The sequence below is a fragment of the Phytoactinopolyspora halotolerans genome (assembly GCF_010550675.1).
Classification (GTDB): domain Bacteria; phylum Actinomycetota; class Actinomycetes; order Jiangellales; family Jiangellaceae; genus Phytoactinopolyspora; species Phytoactinopolyspora halotolerans.
On record NZ_JAAGOA010000010.1, the window covers coordinates 214,911 to 231,586 of the forward strand.

Below are 16,676 nucleotides of genomic sequence, written 5' to 3' on the forward strand. Positions count from 1 at the left end.
ACCGACAACATCGACGCGTCAAACGCGACTTACTATACTCAAATGTGCCCTAGACAAGCATTGTCTAGGGCAACCTAGACAGGAACCTTTAAACTGCGTTGACAGCGCAGTTTCAGCGAAGCTACAGTGCTGCGTGCTGGCCGAGCCGGGCGAATGTCCGGGCGTAGGTCAGAGGTCAAGGGGCGCTCCGTGAGGGCGCCCTTCTTCCTTTCCAGGCACGACACGTATGGCGTCGTTCGTGCATCCGGTGGTAGGACGAGCCACCGTCTCGATCATGTCGGAAGGCCGATGCTCCAGAAGTCGAGTCCGACACCGGCCGTCGTCACGGGCAACCCGATCACCCATGCGCGTGGGACCGCGACACGCGTACGTCGTCGCCAGGTTCGACACCGAGGCTCGATGCGGCATCGCCCTGGTTCGTCGCCAACGACAGATAGCCATGCGAATCGACGTACACCAGGTGCTCACCCGGCGCGACATCGGCGAAGATGCGGCCGAGCAGAACGTCGTGGTGCACCGGCCCACCAGAGACGGTGACGTCGACGCGGTCGCCGACGGCCAGACCGGCCTCATTCAGGTGATCGGCACGTGCGGCCAGCGCCACGTTTCCGAAGTGATCGACCAGATGCGCCTCGGTCTCGACGACGCCGGCCCGGGCTCGAGCTCGCGGCGTCGGCAGCCGGACCAGGTCCTCCACCGATACGGCAGGGCCGAGTGCCCTCAGCGGCACGCCGGCGGCGACGTGTGCCGCCGCCGGCGCGAAGATGTCCCGTCCGTGGAACGTCGCCGCATCACCGCCGAGCCGGTACTCCGGCGCGGTCAGCTCGACCGCCGCCGATGCACCGCCCAGGGCGTCCGCCGCCCACACCAGCAGCCCGTTGTCCGGGCCGACCAGCACCGACTCCCCGGCCTGCAGGGCAACGCCGCGACGCTCGGAACCGACGCCCGGATCGACCACCCCCACGATCACCGACGCAGGCAGATACGGCACGGTCTGCTCCAGCACCACCGCACCGTGGCGCACATCCTGCGGCGGTACGGCATGGGTGACGTCGATGACACGCGCGTCTGGAACGATGCGCGCGATCACCCCGTGGCACGCCGCGACGAACCCGTCGTGGTAGCCATAGTCGGTCAGAAACGCCAGCCAGCCGTACCGCATGTGCCTCGCCTACGCCGACACCAGAATCTTGGTGACCAGGTCGTCCATCGTCACCATGCCGACCTCGCGCTGCGCGCCGTCGCGCACGACGCCGAGCTGTGCCCGATTCCGGCGCAGGACCTCGGCGGCGGTCGCCAGATCCGCATCGACCGAGACCGAGGGGATCGGACGCGCCATCGCACCCGCGGACCAGGCCGCATCGACACCGCGGCCGGCGAGCGCTTCGCGCGCATGCACCGCGCCGATGATCGTGCCGGATGCGTCGCGCACGACCAGCCGGGTGTGCCGGCGCTGCGTGGCGATGTCCAGCACGTCCTGTGGTCCCGCGTCCGCGCCGACGCTGACGACCCGGTCCAGCGGCACCATGACCTGCCCGACGGCGGCGCCGGGGCCACCCAGCGCACGGGTCAGCAGACCGTGCTGCTCGTCGCTGACCAGGCCGAGCCGCTGCGACTCCGACACCAGCTGGTGGATCTGCTCCCGGTTGCGGACCGTCACCACCTCGTCGCGAGGTTGCACCCGCACGAGCCGCACCAGCACGTTGGTGAGGCCGTTCAACGCCACCAGCACGAATCTCACGATGGCCGCGTAGAACCGGAAGGCGGGACCGAGCATCATCGCCGATCGCTCCGGATGGGCGATCGCCCACGACTTGGGCGCCATCTCGCCGACGACGACGTGCAGGAACGTCACGATCGCCAGCGCCAGCACCAACGCGGCGACGTCCGCCGCCGCGTGCGGCATGCCGAGCGCGGACATCGGCGGCTCCAGCAGGTGGTGCAGGGCCGGCTCGCTGACCATACCGAGCCCGATCATCACCATCGTGATGCCGAGTTGCGCGCCGGCCAGCATCAGGGACAGCTCCCGCACCCCGTTCAGCGCCGCTCTGGCGCCCCGTTTCTTGTCGGCCACCGCCTGCTCAAGGCGGTGCCGGGCCGCACCCACCAAGGCGAACTCCGCGGCGACGAAGAACCCGCTCGCCACGAACAGCAGGCCGGTGACGAGCAGAGCGGTGCCGGCGCTCATTGCTGCACCTCCACCGCTTCGCGGAGCCGGACGCGCTCCGGCACCCGGCGGCTCACCGTCACCACGTCGATCTGGACGCGGTGCAGCTCGTCGCCACGGGGGAGCTCCAGCTCCAGCGACTCGCCGGGCTCAGCCAGCCGGCCCAGCTCCGCCAGGATCAGCCCGCCCACCGTGTCGTAATCCTCCGAATCCGGAAGATCCACGCCGGTATAGGCAGCGGCCTCGTCGACACGCAGGCCGGCGTCGAGTTCCCACCAGCCGTCGACCAGCACCGCTGGGACGGCCTCTTCATCGGTCTCGTCCTCGATCTCGCCGACCAGCTCCTCGGCGATGTCCTCCAGGGTGATGATGCCGGCCAACCCGCCGTACTCGTCGAGTACGCAGGCGAACTCGTCATCGCGCTGCTGCATCCGCTTGACCAACGGAAGCAGGGCCATGCTGTCCGGCACCACCAGCGCCAGCCGGGCGACGTCCCCGGCGGTGGAGGACGCGATCATGTGCTGCGGCAGTCGCATGATCTCCCGCACACCGACCACGCCGACGATGTCGTCCGTGGTCTCCCCCAGAACCGGGTAGTTGGAGTGTCCGCGTTGGCGGATCAATTCGATCACCGACTCCACCGGCGCTGAAGCGTGCACACTGATGACGTCCGGGCGCGGCACCATCGCCTCGCCCGCCGAGTGCTCGGTGAAACCGATCGCCCGGCCGAGCACGTCGGACAGGTGCGCCGACAGCGACCCTTGCTGCTCGGCCTCGCCGATGATGTGACCGAGTTCCTCCAGCGTCGCGCCGTGGTGCAGTTCCTCCACCGGCTCGATGCCGACCCAGCGCAGCAACCGGTTCGCCGAGTTGTCGAACAGCCGGATCACCGGGCCGCTCACCGCCAGGTAGACGTGGGTGGACGGGGCGAGCGCCTTGGCCAGCGTCTCCGCCTTGGCCAAGGCCAGGTTCTTGGGGAACAGTTCGCCCAGCACCATCTGGATGACCGTGGCCAGTACGAACGCCACACCGACCGTGACCCCCGTGATAGCGGCGTCGGGCAGCCCGATCGCCTCCAAGACCGGACGCAGCACCTCGGCGAACGCCGGCTCGGCGATGAACCCGACGATCAGCGCCGTGACCGTGATGCCGACCTGAGCGGCGGAGAGCATGAACGACAGCCGTTCCATCACCCGCACGGCCGACGCCGCACGCTTGTCTCCGGCTGCGGCTTGCCGCGCCAATTCGATCCGGTCGGCCGAGACGTAGGCGAACTCCTGCGCCACGAAGTAGGCAGTGCCGAACGTCAACAGAAAGACGGCGAGAATTCCCAGCACAGCGCTCATCGGCCACTCCGGCGCTGCGGGACCTGCTCAATCCAAGATGAGCCGGGGTTGTGACTTGAAGCGTCCGACACGGCGGACACAACTCCTTCCAGAATCAGCTCCCAGGTTCGGAGCACTGGAGACTAGCGTAACCTCAACCCACACCGGATGCGCGACAAGGCAGCCACCAGGTGGACACACCCTAGTCGCGGACCTCTTCGTGCAGCTCAGCCCGGGTCTCGCCGTCGTCGTCGGCGACGGTCATGGTCAGCTCGCCGATCCGGCCGGCAGCACGGAGATCCCGCTGGGCGAGGCGGATCCGGTCGACATGACCGTCCGGGAGCCGAAGCGACACGTGACCCAGCGAAGCGCGCATCGACAGCCGGTGTGCGTTCTTCAAGCCACGCACCGCGGACAGCGCCGCGCCGACAGCCGACAGGACCTGAGGGTCCCCGCCCGCGGGCAGTTCGTCCTGGGTCGGCCACTCGGCGCGATGCACCGATCCGTCATGCGTCCACGACCACACCTCCTCGGTGACGAACGGCATGAACGGCGCCAGCAGCCGCAGCTGGATCGACAGCGCCAAGTCGAGCGCGGCACGCGCCGAGGCCGCGCCCTCGCCCGATCCGTCGCGCTCCTCGTCTCCGTAGGCCCGTTCCTTGACCAGCTCCAGGTAATCGTCACAGAAGGTCCAGAAGAATCGCTCGATGGCTTCCAGGGCGGTGGTGTAGTCGTAGCCGTCCAGCGCTTCCGTCGCCACGCGCATCGCCTCGCCCAGAGCCGCCAGCATGCTGAGATCGAGTGGATCGGTAATCTCGGCCGTTCCGGGCGGCGTAGCACCGCGATCCGCCAGGCCACGGATGAACCGCCCCGCGTTGAGCACCTTCATCGCCAGCCTGCGCCCGACCTTCATCTGCGCCTCGTCGAACGGGGTGTCCCGGCCCGGGCGCGCGCCCGCCGCCCGCCAGCGGACCGCGTCTGCGCCGTACCGCTCGATGACACCGACCGGCGTCGTGGCGTTCCCGACCGACTTGCCCATCTTCTTCCGGTCCGGGTCCACCACGAAGCCGGAGATGGCGACCCGCCGCCACGGCAATGAGCCGTTCTCCAGATGTGCCCGCAGCACACACGAGAACAGCCAGGTCCGGATGATCTCGTGCGCCTGAGCATGCAGATCCATCGGGAAGGTCCGGGCGAACAGGTCCGGATCGCGTTCCCACCCGCACACGATCTGCGGCGTCAGCGACGACGTCGCCCAGGTGTCCATCACGTCCGGGTCCGCCACGAACCCTCCCGGTGTCCCGCGCTGCGACTCGTCATACCCGGGCGGGGCCTCCGAGGCGGGGTCGACCGGCAGGTCGGCCTCCGCCGGCGACAGCGGCTCGTCGTAGCGAGGACACCCGTCGGCGTCCAACGGATACCAGACGGGGATCGGGACGCCGAAATAGCGCTGCCGACTGATCAACCAGTCACCGGTCAGCCCGCCGACCCAATGCTCATAACGATGGCGCATGTAGTCCGGCACCCAGGCCAGCTCACGTCCCCGGTCCAGCATCTGACGGCGCAGCCCGCTGTCCCGCCCGCCGTTGCCGATGTACCACTGGCGACTGGTGACGATCTCCAGCGGCCGGTCGCCCTTCTCATAGAACTTGACCGGGTGTGTGATCGGGCGTGGCTCGCCGACCAGCAGTCCCGTCTCCCGCAGCCGCTCGACGACGCGTCGGCGCGCCTGGGCCACCGTCGATCCGGCCACCACGCGGTACGCCTCGGCCGGGACGCCGTCCGGCGCTTCGGGCAGCATGCGGCCGTCTCGCCCGATCACCGCGCGCACCGGAAGGTCGAGCTCCCGCCACCACGTCACATCGGTGACGTCGCCGAAGGTGCAGACCATGGCGATCCCGGTCCCCTTGTCCCGGTCTGCCAGCCGGTGCGCCATGATCGGCACGGCGACGTCGAACAGCGGCGTACGAGCCTGCCTGCCCAGCAGTGCCGTGTACCGCTCGTCGTCGGGATGGACCACCAGCGCGACGCAGGCCGGCAGCAGTTCCGGACGCGTCGTGTCGACGTGGATCTCACCATCCGGCCCGGCGAACGCGATCCGGTGGAACGCCCCGGGACGTTCCCGGTCCTCCAGCTCCGCCTGCGCGACCGCGGTTTGAAAGGTGACGTCCCACAACGTCGGCGCCTCCGCCTGGTACGCCTCGCCCCGCGCCAGGTTGCGCAGGAACGCGCGCTGGGAGACCGTGCGCGCGGTCTCACCGATGGTCGTGTACGTCAACGACCAGTCGACGGAGAGACCGAGACGTCGCCACAGCTCCTCGAACGTCTGCTCATCGCGCGCGGTGAGCCGCTCGCACAGCTCGATGAAGTTCTTTCGGGAGACCGGCCGCTTGGGCGTCGACGTCGATCCTCGCCTTCCGGCGTCCGGCGGTGCGGCCTGATCGTCCACGACGAACTCCGGGTCATATGGCAGCGATGGGTCGCACCGCACGCCGTAGTAATTCTCGACCCGCCGCTCGGTGGGCAGGCCGTTGTCGTCCCAGCCCATTGGATAGAAGACGGCTCGCCCGCGCATCCGCTGATAACGGGCGACGATGTCGGTGTGCGTGTAGGAGAAGACATGGCCCACATGCAACTCGCCCGACGCCGTGGGCGGTGGGGTGTCGATCGAGTAGACCTCATCCCGGCCGGCGGCGTGGTCGAACCGGTAGGTTCCACACTGTTCCCAGCGCTCGGACCAGGTCTCCTCGAGGCCGTCAAGGGTGGGCTTGTCCGGTGTGTGGTCGGGCATGGATGGCTCCGTACTGATCGGCCCGCCGACGCGCGGGTCACGCACGGCCGGCGAGGTGAAGGGGAAGGTGTATGAAGAATCGAACGGATGGAGGCGGCGCTCAGCGGCGCACGGATACTCGCGCCCGGACGGAGCCGGTGCGGGCGCAGATCATGATCCGGTCGAACATGCCGACAACTGTACCCGGCGACCGGCCGGCACGGGTAACCTCGATCCATGCGACTGAGCCACCTCGGCCTGCCGGTCAGCGATGTGCTGCGTAGCCAGGGGTTCTACGCGTCCTACTTCGGCTTCGACCCGGATACCGCGACCCGTTTCGAGGACGACACGGTCATCATCCGCAACGCAGACGGGTTCGATCTCGCTTTCCACCCCGTCGCGCGGGTGGACCCTCAACCGGAGTTTCTGCATTTCGGTTTCCGGCTGGCCTCGGCGGAGGAAGTCCGGGGTGTACGGGAACGGCTCGAGGCGGACGGCTCGACCATCATCGACCGATGGGACGAGCCGGCCTACGTCGGCTTCAAGGTGCTCGACCCGGATGGTCACCGGGTCGAGGTCTACTGGGAGCCGCCGCAGGCCGGCCAGCTCTGACGCGGTTCAGGGCCGAATCTCGTAAGCGATGTTCACGGCGCTCTGCGCGGCGCGCCGGATGCGGGTGAACCCCGCGTCGGCGGCGATCTGCCGGATGGCGGGCTCATCCACCGACGGATACCCGGGCGGTCGCCCGCTCGGCCGCGGCGAGGTCCTTCGGGCGGCCAGAGACGCGATCGGACGCAACCTCAAGAGCGTTCAGCGATCCACGAGGCAACCCGTCGACGGAGCACCGGCAGACTGATCGTGGCGGCACCGAGGACGGCGTCGTGGAAACCCTTGAGGTCGAACCGGGCACCCAGTTTGGCCTCCGCCTCGGCGCGCTGCTCCAGGATCTCCCGCTGACCCACCTTGTACGCCAGTGCCTGACCAGGCATCCCGATATATCGGTCGACCTCCACCGCGATCGTCACCGGATCTATCGGCGCGTACTCGGTCATGAAGTCGATCGCCTGCTGGCGGCTCCAGCCGCGCGCGTGCAGTCCGGTGTCCACGACCAGCCGGCAGGCCCGCCACGCGTCGGACGCCAGCATCCCCAGCCGGTCGAGGTCGTCGGCGTAGAGCCCCATCTCGTCCGCCAGCCGTTCGGTGTACAACCCCCAGCCCTCGATGTACGCGGTGTGGCCGACGCCCATCCGGCGGAACTGCGGCAGATCGGTGCGTTCGGTGGCGATGGCCAGCTGCAGGTGGTGGCCGGGGATCGCCTCGTGGTACGCGATCGCCGCGGTCTGGTAGCGGCGCTGCTCGGTCGGGTTGTGCAAGTTGACGTTGTACGTGCCCGGCCGGCTCCCGTCGGCGGCCGGCGGCAGGTAGTACGCCGGCGGCACATCCGCGGCGAGGTAGTCCGGCACCGGGATCAGCTCGCACGGTGCCTGCGGCAGGATGCCGAACCAGTCGTCCATGACGCCCGTTGCCTTCTCCAGGCAGGAGCGGGCGTGCGCGAGCAACTCGTCGGCGTGCCGGTAGCGCAGATCCGCGTCGCCCAGCATCCGCTCGAAGATCTCCGCCACGTTCGACGTCCCGAACACTCGCTCACCGACGTCGGCGAACTCGGCCCGGATCGACCGCGTCGCCTGTTCGAGGCCGATCTCGTGCAGCTCGTCGGCGGTCAGCGGCAACCCGGTGTGCAGTTCGATCAGTGCCTGATAGATCTCGTCGCCGTCGGCGATGTGGGCCAGCCCGGCCCGCTCGTCCGGCCGGGCCACCGGCTCCAGTTCGGTGGCGAACACGTCGCGGTACCGCGCGAACGCGGGCCGCAGGGTCTCCCGGACGGCATCGGACAGCTGGGAGCGCCATTCCCGCTCCCCGGCCCAGTCCGCCGGTCCGGCGAGGTTGACGAATGGGTCCTGCTCCAGCGGAGAGGCGAGGTAACCCTCCACCTGGTTCCGCGACCGGGTGACATTGATCCGGGCCGGTGTACGGCCGGCTGCGACTCCGTCCCGGTAGCGTTGCGCCGCCTGGTCCAGCATGCGCGCCATGGCGTCGACCCTGGCCACGGCCATCCTCGCGTGTTCGGGTTCCGGCGCCTGCAACTGGCCCGCTCCGACCAGGAGGGTCGCATGCGCACCCTGCATCTGATCCGAGGTGAGCTCCACCAGCCGAGCGTCGACAGCGCGGATGTTATCGGTCAACTCGCCGATCAGCAGATCACGGGTGATGGCGTCGACCTCGGCGAGCCCGTCTTCGGGGACCGCGCGAGCGCGGTCTCGCAACTCGACCCAGTGCCGCCGTCGCTCTTGCTCGGCCTCGATCGAGAGGTCATCGGCCCGGTCGTCGAAGCGATGGTCACCGAGAAGCGAGGCGTAGAGCGGCTGGGATTCCAGAAAAGCCCGCCAGTAGGCCTCCGCTGTCGCGCGGACGGTACCCGGGGCGTCGGCGGTATGGTCGGCAGTCATACGCCTATCCTGCCTGCCGCGGCTGACAGCTGTTCACCGGTGCCCCGCATGTCGGCTTTCCGTTCGATGAGAGGCTCCTCATCCAAAGGGCGGGCGCCTCTCATCCAAGCACGCGAAGATGGTGTCCATGGCCGATCAGAGCGCCCTGCCCGACGCCATGCTGGCCCTGCTGACCGGGCCGGACGTCGACGAGCTGCTGGCGGCCGCACTGGCACCGGCCGGTGCACGGCTCGAGCAATGGACCGTCCGCGACGTCGACCACCGTCCCGGCCGGCGCACCACCGTCTCCTACGCGGTACACGTCGCCTGGCCCGGCGGTGTACGCGCGGAGACGTTCGCGGCGACCGTCACTCCAGGTGGCACGCCTGCCCAGGAGGCCAGCACGGACCGGCTGGTGGTGACCGACGGCGACCACGAAATCGAGGTATGGCGGTTCCCCTTCGACGCGGAGCTGCCGGCGCTGGCGGCCATGTGTTTCGAAGACTCGGCGATTCAGACCTTGCGCAGTCTCGGGATCGACGCAGCGGGTGCGCACGTGGACGTGCTGTCCTACCGGCCGCGCAAACGGGCGGTGATCCGGGTCAGCAGGCCCGGCGCTACCTGGTACGTCAAGGTGCTCCGGCCGGCTGTCGGGGCGGAGATGCGCCGCCGGCACGAGCTGTTGACCGACGCCGGTCTCCCGGTACCGGTCTGCCTTGCCGCGCGCGACGATGGCCTGCTGGTCCTGTCCGAGGTGCCAGGTACGCCGCTCGGCTCGGCGCTGACCGTGACGGGAGCCGCCGCCTGCGATCCGATGGACCTGATCTCCATGCTCGACCGGCTACCCGCCGAGCTGCTCGCCTTGCCGCGGCGACGGCCGTGGGCCGAGTATGCACAGCATTACGCCGGTGTGATCGCTTCTACACTGCCGAGCGAAGCGGCGCGAGTGCACGACGTCGCCGCCGAGATCGACGTGGCGCTGAGCGCATACGCCGGCGGCACCGTCGAGCCGACGCACGGCGACTTCTACGAGGCCCAGTTGATGGTGGACGATGGCCGGATCACCGGGTTGCTCGACGTGGACACCGCGGGCCCGGGGCGTCGGGTGGACGACCTCGCCTGCATGTTGGCGCACCTCTCGCTGCTCACCATCCTCGAGACGGGGGCGGCACGAGGAGCGCGGGAAGCGCTGGAATGGTGGACACCGGTATTCGATCGCCGAGTGGACCCGCGCGAGCTGCGGGTGCGCACCGCAGGTGTGATCGTCTCGCTAGCGACCGGCGCGTTCCGCTCTCAGGAGGCCGGGTGGGAACGCTCGACCTCTGACCGGCTCACCCTGGCTCGGCTATGGCTCGACGCCGCCGGCGGGCTCCGGATCCCTGTCTGAGAATCCTCTCATCTGCTTCTCCTGGTCAACTCATGCCCGACGGCGAGGATCGAAGAGTCAGTGCACAGGGCGAGCACTCGCCCGCCGAGAAGGAAGAGAGAAGTATGCAGGCCAAGAAGAAGTGGATCGCCGTCGGTACGCTCGCCGCCTTGGGGCTGGGCACCGGATCTGCCGTGGCCATCCCGGCGATGGCCGCCGACGACGCCGCGCCCCGGCTGAGCGCCACCAGCTCCGTCGGAGACGACGCCGACGATCAGGGCGCGGACGCCGGCGCATCCAACGCCGACGACAGCCCGAACACGCCCAACACACCGAACACCCCCAACACACCGAACACGCCCAACACACCGAACACCCCCAACACTCCGAACACACCCAACACACCGGACAGCCCGAACACCCCGGCGTCCCCCGCGTCGCCGGACTCGGCGGACTCGGCCGACTGAGTCGCCCTCCAAGTCCCAATGATCATGAACACTTGCCGTGCTATATGTACGGCAAGTGTTCATGATCAACGGGGTTCACTCGGCGAGGCGGTAGCCGACGCCCCGGACGGTCACGAACCGCTCGTTCCCCAGCTTGCGCCGTAGATAGCGCACATACACATCGACCACGTTGGAGCCGGGGTCGAAGTCGTAACCCCATACTCGGCTGAGCAGCTGCTCCCGGCTGAGCACCTGACCGGGGTTACGCAGGAACGTCTCCGCAAGCGCGAACTCGCGCGCGGACAGCTCCACCGTTTTTCCGTCCACGTCGGCCCGCCGTGACCGCAGATCGAGAGAGAGCCCGCCATGACGCAGCACGGTCGCCTCCGGCGCCCGATCGGTGTCCCGGAGCCGGAGCCGGATACGAGCGAGCAGTTCCTCGAACCGGAACGGCTTGGCCATGTAGTCGTCCGCGCCGCCGGAGAGTCCTGCCACGGTGTCGGTGATCGAGTCACGCGCGGTGAGGATGATCACCGGGATGTGGTTGCGCGCCTCCCGCAGTTGCCGCAGTACCGCGAAGCCGTCCATCGCCGGCAGCCCGATGTCCAGCACCAAGAGATCGAAGCCTCCGGTCATGGCATAGTCGAACGCCGCCCGCCCGTCGGCCACGACGGTCGGTGTCATCCCGGCCGACCGCAGACCCTTCTCGATGAAGGAGGCGATGCGCGCCTCGTCCTCGGCGATCAGGATGGTGCTCATGGCGTGTTCTCCGTGGTGATGTCGTCGTCCCGGCCGGCCGAGACGATGCGGACAGCGGGAAGCTCGATGGTGAAGACGCTGCCGTATCCGGGCGTGCTGCGCACCGTGGCGCTGCCGTGATGCGCTTCCGCGATCGCGCGGACAATGGCCAGCCCCAGGCCGGATCCGTCGTGCCGCCGCGAGTTCCCGTGCGCGAACCGTTCGAAGATGGACTCCGCCTGAGCCGGATCGATGCCTGGGCCGGAGTCCCGGATCCACAGCCGCACCGCGCGTCCCGGGTCGATCTCGCTGCCGATGGCCACCGTGTCGTCCGTATCCGTGACGGCCAGCGCGTTCGAGACGAGTTGAAGCAGCGCCTGAGTGATCCGCTGCTCGTCGAGCTCCACCAGAGCCTCAGCCCGGGTGTCCACAGCCCACCGCCGCTCGCCCATGCCCTGCGCCTTGTCCAGTACATCGTCCACCAGCCGGCCCAGCTCGACCGGTTGCGGCCGCACGAAATCCGGCCGCTGCGACTTCGCCAGCAGGATGAGGTCTTCGACCAGGCGATGCATCCGATCGAGTTCGTCCAGGGCAAGGTCCCGGGTCTCGGCGACGTCGTCCGGGTCAGCGGCATCCATCAACTCCAGATGGCCACGGATGATGGTGATCGGCGTCCGCAGCTCGTGCCCGGCATCATCGAGCGCCTCGCGCTGGGCGTTGAACCCGGCCTCTAACCGGTCGAGCATCTCGTTCACCGTGTGACCGAGACGGGACACGTCATCACCGCCGTCCACCGGGATGCGTCCGGAGAGATCGGTGTCACTGATCCGCTGCGCGGTCTCCCGCAACAGCCGCAGCGGGGCCAGCAACCTGCCCACCACAGCCCACGCGACGCCACCGATCAGCAGCAGTGACGCGCCCGCTGCCAGCACGTACGTCCGATAGGAGTCAACCAGGTCCGCATGCTCACGGTCCCGGGAGTACGCCACCACATACATCCCGGTGGCCGGATCACCGCTGACGGTCACCGGAACCGCCACGTACCGCAGCGAGCCGGACGCCCCGTCCACGGTACGGGCCCGGATGCCCGCCTCCGGGCCCTGCTCCGCGACGGCGCCCAACAGCGGCGCGTCGTCCTGTAGCCGCAGATCTGCACTGGACGGGACCCAGGCCACCTCCCCGTCGACCAGGCCGAGCATGCCCTCGTTCGCACCGGGCACGTTGCGCTGCAGAGCGACGAAAAGCAGCCGATCGACCGAGGTGAACGGCGCTGCGGTCTGCGGGTCGACTCCGGACTCCGCCAGCCCGCGAAACTCCTCCACCTCCTGCGCCAGGTTCTCATCGATGCGGTTGTCCACCCGTTCCCGTTGAACCAGGTAGGAGAGTCCGCCGGCCACCACGAGCCCGATCGCGGCGGCTCCCAGCACCGCCGCCAGCACACGTGCCCGGACCGTGAGCCCGCGGCGGATGCGCGCGGGTGCGGCGTCAGCCTCGGCGCTCAGGTGTCGTCCCGATCGTCGTCGCGGTTGTCATCGTCATCGCGGTCGTCATCGTCATCGTCATCGTCGTCATCGTCATCGTCGTCATCCTCGTCGTCGTCATCATCGTCGCAGTCATCGTCATCGTCGTCATCACCGTCGGGAGTACACGGCGGTCGCGGTGTGACGGTGGTCGGCCCTTCGCCGGCCGACGGCGGTGAGCTCGGCGTGCCGGTCGTGGACGACTCCGCCGATGGGGACCGCGATGGTGGCGACGTGGGTGCTCCAGACTGGTCCGGCGTCGCGTCGGCGGTCGGGGTGACGCTCACCGGATCGCCGAGGTCCGGCCCGTCGTCTGGGCCCGCCAGCACCGCCGCCACACCGACGACGGCGGCGGCCAGCAGCGCCGCGACGGCCGCGGCAAGGGTGGCGATCGACTTCACGGACACGACAGTGGACCTTCTAGGCGAAGCAGAGATGAGAGCTCGATGAGACGGTTCTCATCATCTCTCCGCGTCGGCCCCGGCCACCAGCGGTTCCAGCAACAGATCCGGGTGCCGACGCTGCACCGAGTTGAGCCGCCACTTGTCGCTGAACAGCGCGAGCACGGCACCGTCGCCACGATTGGCGACCTCGACGTCATGCTCGGCGTCGAGCGTTGCCCGGTCGTCCGCCCGCGTCCGTCGCGCCAGCGTGTACGGCAGCCGCTCCAACGTGACCGCCGCGCCGAACTCGTGCTCCAGCCGGTGCGCGGCGACCTCGAACTGCAGCGGCCCGACCGCGGCCAGAATGGGCGCCGCGTCCCCACGCAGGTCGGACCGGAGCACCTGCACCACACCTTCGTGCGCCAGCTGCTCGATCCCCTTGCGGAACTGCTTGGACTTGCTGGTGTCCCGGGCCCGGCAGACGGAGAAGTTCTCCGGCGCGAACGACGGCATCGGCGGGAACTCGACGGAGGCTTCCTTGGCGTGCAGCGTGTCCCCGGGCCGAAGCGCCGACGCGTTCACCAGCCCGACAATGTCACCCGGGTAGGCGACGTCGACGGTATCCCGGTCCCGTCCGAAGATCGCCTGTGCGTACTTCGTCGCGAACGGGCGGCCGGTGGCCGCGTGGGTGACCACCGACCCGCGCTCGAACCGCCCCGAGCACACCCGGACGAACGCCACCCGGTCCCGGTGCGCCTTGTCCATGCCGGCCTGCACCTTGAACACCAGCCCGGAGAACGGCTGGTCCAGATCGTGCGGCGTCCCATCGACATCGGGTCGTGCCGCCGGCGGCGGGGCCAGCTGGACCAGCACATCCAGCAGGCGCGCCACGCCGATGTTGGACACCGCGGCGCCGAACAGCATCGGGGTCGTCTTGCCGGCGAGGAACGACGCCTCGTCGTACTCGTCCAGCAGCTCGGCCTCCTCTACGGCGGCCTGCCACTCGTCGCCGTGTGCCGCTGCCGCCTCGTCCGGAGTGAGCCGGTGCTCGGCGGAGATGCGGGCACCACCGGGCGCCCGCTCGAACGTCATCATGTCACCGCTGCGACGGTCGAGCAGACCGGTGAAGTGACCCGCCTCGCCCACCGGCCAGTTCAGCGGTGTGGCGCGCAGCCCGATCCGCTCCTCCAGCTGGTCGCACAGATCCAGGGCATGCAGGCCGGGCCGGTCCCACTTGTTGATGAAGGTGATCACGGGTATCCCCCGGTGCCGGCAGACGTCGAACAGCTTCAGCGTCTGCGGCTCCAGGCCCTTGGCGGCGTCGAGCAGCATCACCGCACAGTCCACTGCCGCCAGTACCCGGTAGGTGTCCTCGGAGAAGTCCGCGTGGCCCGGGGTGTCGAGCAGGTTGATCACGTGGTCGCCGTATTCGAACTGCAGCGCCGCCGAGGTGATAGAGATGCCACGTGCCTGCTCCATCTCCATCCAGTCGGAGACGACGCTCTTCCGGCCCGCCTTGCCGTGCACGGCACCGGCCTCACCGATCACGCGTGCGTGCAGCGCCAGGGCTTCGGTGAGGGTCGACTTGCCGGCGTCGGGATGGCTGATGACCGCGAACGTCCGGCGCCGCCCGGCCTCGCCTGCTACCGAGTTCGCCACTGTGCCGCCCGCCGTCATCGGGACATCCTGGCATGCCGGCGCTGACGGGAGAGTTCGGTGCGCAGATCGGCCGCAAGGGCCTCGGCGGTCTCCAGCTGCGCACGCAGCGCGCTGCAGCGCTGTTCCGCCGCTGAGCGGTACATGCTCAGCCGATCGATGATCTCGCCGCGCGCGCCCGGCTGCTCGTCGTCCTGCTCGTCGTCCCGCTCGTCGTCGGAGAGCCGATCGAGCAAGGACAGCAGATCCCCCATCTCCTCCAAGGAGAACTCGAGCGTCTTCATCCGTTTCACCAGGTTGAGTCGCGCGACGTCGGGCTCGGCGTAGAGCCGGAACCCACCCGGCGTACGCGCCGACGGCCGGACCAGCCCGACCTCCTCGTAGTAGCGGATGGTGCGCAACGACAGCCCCACCCGTTCGGCGACCTCACCGATCTGCATGTGCCGCAGGGACACGAACTACCTCTCATCGACTCTCGGCAAAAGGTCGATTCTACCCTCACGTCAGAGATCCAGTCGAAATCGAGCTGCCGCACACGCCACGCCATGTCCACGGCGACTCTGCCCTCACGTTACGGTAGAGTGCGAGGACGTGGACGTCACCAGGCTCGAAATCGCCGACGCAATCGAAGACGCGTTCAACGCGCCCCCTGCCAGCAAGGCTGACCTGCTCGCGCAGGCCACGGCCAAACGCGCACGCGTGGAACTGCTCGACACCCTGAACCGGCTGCCCGAACGCGATTACCGCAATCTCCGTGACCTCTGGCCACATCTGGCGGGGGTACCGGTGGGCGACTGAACCATCGAGGGTCCCGGCCGCCCGAGGCTGCACGAGCCGGCATCCGGAACCGGCTCGCTACAGTTCGCTGAACGGCTTGGCGTACTCGAAGCGGCCGCGGATCGACGGTTGGTACGCCGAGAGCGATCGCACCTGGAAGTGGGCACCCCAGTTGGGATCCGGTGGCAGGATGCCGAATTCGCTCGCCGGGCGGAACCCGAACCGGGGGTAGTAATCCGTGTGCCCGAGCAGCACCACGATCGGCTCGTCGAGTGCATCGGCGGCGCCCAGCACCGCGTGCATGAGCGCACCCCCGACGCCCTGACCTTGGTAGGCGGGCAGCACACCCAGCGGCCCCAGACCCAATGCGGGATGCTCCTCGACACGTGCGCGGGTGCAGACGACGTGCCCCACCACGTCGGTGCCGTCGACTGCGACCAGCGACAGTGCGGGGATCCAGCCGTCGTCGGCGCGGAGCGCATCGACCAGCCCGGCCTCCACCGGGCGGCCGGACTCCGTCGCCGGCGCGAACGCCACCTCATGCACGGCTCGGATGGCATCGATATCGGCAGCGGTCTCACGGCGGATCAGCACGCCAGCAGCATGCCAGGTCATGGTGGCGACCGCACCCGATTTCCCGGACGCCTGAATGATCATCGAGGATGTCAGGGGTGATGGCACCACCGATCCTCGATGATCATGGGGGCTCTATCCTGCGCCCATGACGCCTGACGATCGGACGCTGCACTACTTCCGCACCGTGTATGCGACCGGTTCCATCCGGGCTGCGGCCCGTCAGCTGGGCATGGCCCCGTCGGCGGTGAGCCGCAAGGTCGCCGAGCTGGAGCGACGGCTGGGCGCCAGCCTGCTCGAGCGCAGCGCCCGCGGCATCCGCCCCACCGAGGCCGGCGATCTCCTGAGTTGGGTCATACGCCTTAGTGCCTTGGGCTTGGGGTGTGGATGGCGTCGATGAGGGCCTTGTGGTCGTTGTTGAGTGCGGGCGGGAAGGTCTGGATGTTGCCGTTGATTTCGATGGTTGCCG

Annotated in this window: 16 protein-coding genes; 5 read left to right on the forward strand and 11 right to left on the reverse strand. The window is 68.8% G+C overall.

The window, feature by feature from the left end:
• Nucleotides 1-337: 337 nt before the first annotated feature.
• The 4 genes from G1H10_RS15995 to valS all read right to left on the reverse strand — a co-directional run bounded on the left by G1H10_RS15995 (nt 338) and on the right by valS (nt 6,283).
• The gene (locus G1H10_RS15995) at nt 338-1,162 is read right to left on the reverse strand and encodes an SAM hydrolase/SAM-dependent halogenase family protein (RefSeq protein ID WP_163739517.1); all 825 of its coding nucleotides are present in this window, start codon (nt 1,160-1,162) and stop codon (nt 338-340) included.
• Nucleotides 1,163-1,171: 9 nt separating this feature from the next.
• Nucleotides 1,172-2,188, reverse strand: a complete 1,017-nt coding sequence (locus G1H10_RS16000) for a CNNM domain-containing protein (protein WP_163739519.1) — start codon at nt 2,186-2,188, stop codon at nt 1,172-1,174.
• A complete protein-coding gene (locus G1H10_RS16005; protein WP_163739521.1) occupies nt 2,185-3,513 on the reverse strand; it encodes a hemolysin family protein in 1,329 nt (442 codons plus the stop codon). The genes G1H10_RS16000 and G1H10_RS16005 overlap by 4 nt, the downstream gene beginning before the upstream one ends.
• Before the next feature lie 181 nt (nt 3,514-3,694).
• On the reverse strand, nt 3,695-6,283 hold the full coding sequence (gene valS, locus G1H10_RS16010; RefSeq protein WP_163739523.1) for a valine--tRNA ligase: 2,589 nt from the start codon (nt 6,281-6,283) through the stop codon (nt 3,695-3,697).
• Between the two features lie 216 nt (nt 6,284-6,499).
• Between valS and G1H10_RS16015 the strand changes: the two genes are divergently transcribed.
• Nucleotides 6,500-6,874, forward strand: a complete 375-nt coding sequence (locus tag G1H10_RS16015) for a VOC family protein (RefSeq protein ID WP_163739525.1) — start codon at nt 6,500-6,502, stop codon at nt 6,872-6,874.
• A 188-nt stretch (nt 6,875-7,062) separates the two neighbouring features.
• Here G1H10_RS16015 and G1H10_RS16020 read toward each other — a convergent pair whose 3' ends face one another.
• Nucleotides 7,063-8,769: a DUF885 domain-containing protein gene (locus G1H10_RS16020; protein WP_163739527.1), complete on the reverse strand. Its 1,707-nt coding sequence runs from the start codon at nt 8,767-8,769 to the stop codon at nt 7,063-7,065.
• A gap of 127 nt (nt 8,770-8,896) precedes the next feature.
• On the opposite strand from G1H10_RS16020, the gene G1H10_RS16025 reads away from it, so the two are divergent.
• Both G1H10_RS16025 and G1H10_RS32410 read left to right on the forward strand, forming a co-directional pair.
• On the forward strand, nt 8,897-10,135 hold the full coding sequence (locus tag G1H10_RS16025) for a phosphotransferase family protein (protein WP_163739529.1): 1,239 nt from the start codon (nt 8,897-8,899) through the stop codon (nt 10,133-10,135).
• A gap of 104 nt (nt 10,136-10,239) precedes the next feature.
• Nucleotides 10,240-10,581, forward strand: coding sequence for a hypothetical protein (locus G1H10_RS32410; RefSeq protein ID WP_216853320.1), 342 nt, complete (start codon nt 10,240-10,242; stop codon nt 10,579-10,581).
• A 75-nt stretch (nt 10,582-10,656) separates the two neighbouring features.
• On the opposite strand, the gene G1H10_RS16035 is transcribed toward G1H10_RS32410, so the two are convergent.
• The 5 genes from G1H10_RS16035 to G1H10_RS16055 all read right to left on the reverse strand — a co-directional run bounded on the left by G1H10_RS16035 (nt 10,657) and on the right by G1H10_RS16055 (nt 15,312).
• Nucleotides 10,657-11,319 (reverse strand): response regulator transcription factor, encoded by a 663-nt coding sequence (locus G1H10_RS16035; RefSeq protein WP_163739531.1) that lies wholly within the window; start codon nt 11,317-11,319, stop codon nt 10,657-10,659.
• Nucleotides 11,316-12,725, reverse strand: coding sequence for a sensor histidine kinase (locus G1H10_RS16040; RefSeq protein ID WP_216853321.1), 1,410 nt, complete (start codon nt 12,723-12,725; stop codon nt 11,316-11,318). The genes G1H10_RS16035 and G1H10_RS16040 overlap by 4 nt, the downstream gene beginning before the upstream one ends.
• Before the next feature lie 71 nt (nt 12,726-12,796).
• Nucleotides 12,797-13,225, reverse strand: coding sequence for a hypothetical protein (locus G1H10_RS16045; RefSeq protein ID WP_163739219.1), 429 nt, complete (start codon nt 13,223-13,225; stop codon nt 12,797-12,799).
• A 54-nt stretch (nt 13,226-13,279) separates the two neighbouring features.
• The gene (locus tag G1H10_RS16050; RefSeq protein ID WP_163739533.1) at nt 13,280-14,878 is read right to left on the reverse strand and encodes a peptide chain release factor 3; all 1,599 of its coding nucleotides are present in this window, start codon (nt 14,876-14,878) and stop codon (nt 13,280-13,282) included.
• Nucleotides 14,875-15,312 (reverse strand): MerR family transcriptional regulator, encoded by a 438-nt coding sequence (locus G1H10_RS16055; protein ID WP_216853322.1) that lies wholly within the window; start codon nt 15,310-15,312, stop codon nt 14,875-14,877. Before G1H10_RS16055 ends, G1H10_RS16050 begins: the two co-directional genes overlap by 4 nt.
• 136 nt (nt 15,313-15,448) lie before the next feature.
• Between G1H10_RS16055 and G1H10_RS34565 the strand changes: the two genes are divergently transcribed.
• Entirely contained in the window at nt 15,449-15,655 is a 207-nt protein-coding gene (locus G1H10_RS34565) for a DUF2795 domain-containing protein (RefSeq protein WP_163739535.1), read from the forward strand.
• Nucleotides 15,656-15,712: 57 nt separating this feature from the next.
• Here the strand turns inward: G1H10_RS34565 and G1H10_RS16065 are convergent, their stop codons facing one another.
• Nucleotides 15,713-16,228 carry a GNAT family N-acetyltransferase gene (locus G1H10_RS16065; RefSeq protein WP_163739597.1) on the reverse strand — a complete coding sequence of 172 codons (516 nt, stop codon included), beginning with the start codon at nt 16,226-16,228 and terminating at the stop codon, nt 15,713-15,715.
• Nucleotides 16,229-16,355: 127 nt separating this feature from the next.
• On the opposite strand from G1H10_RS16065, the gene G1H10_RS16070 reads away from it, so the two are divergent.
• Nucleotides 16,356-16,607: a helix-turn-helix domain-containing protein gene (locus G1H10_RS16070; protein WP_163739537.1), complete on the forward strand. Its 252-nt coding sequence runs from the start codon at nt 16,356-16,358 to the stop codon at nt 16,605-16,607.
• The last annotated feature ends 69 nt before the right edge of the window (nt 16,608-16,676 follow it).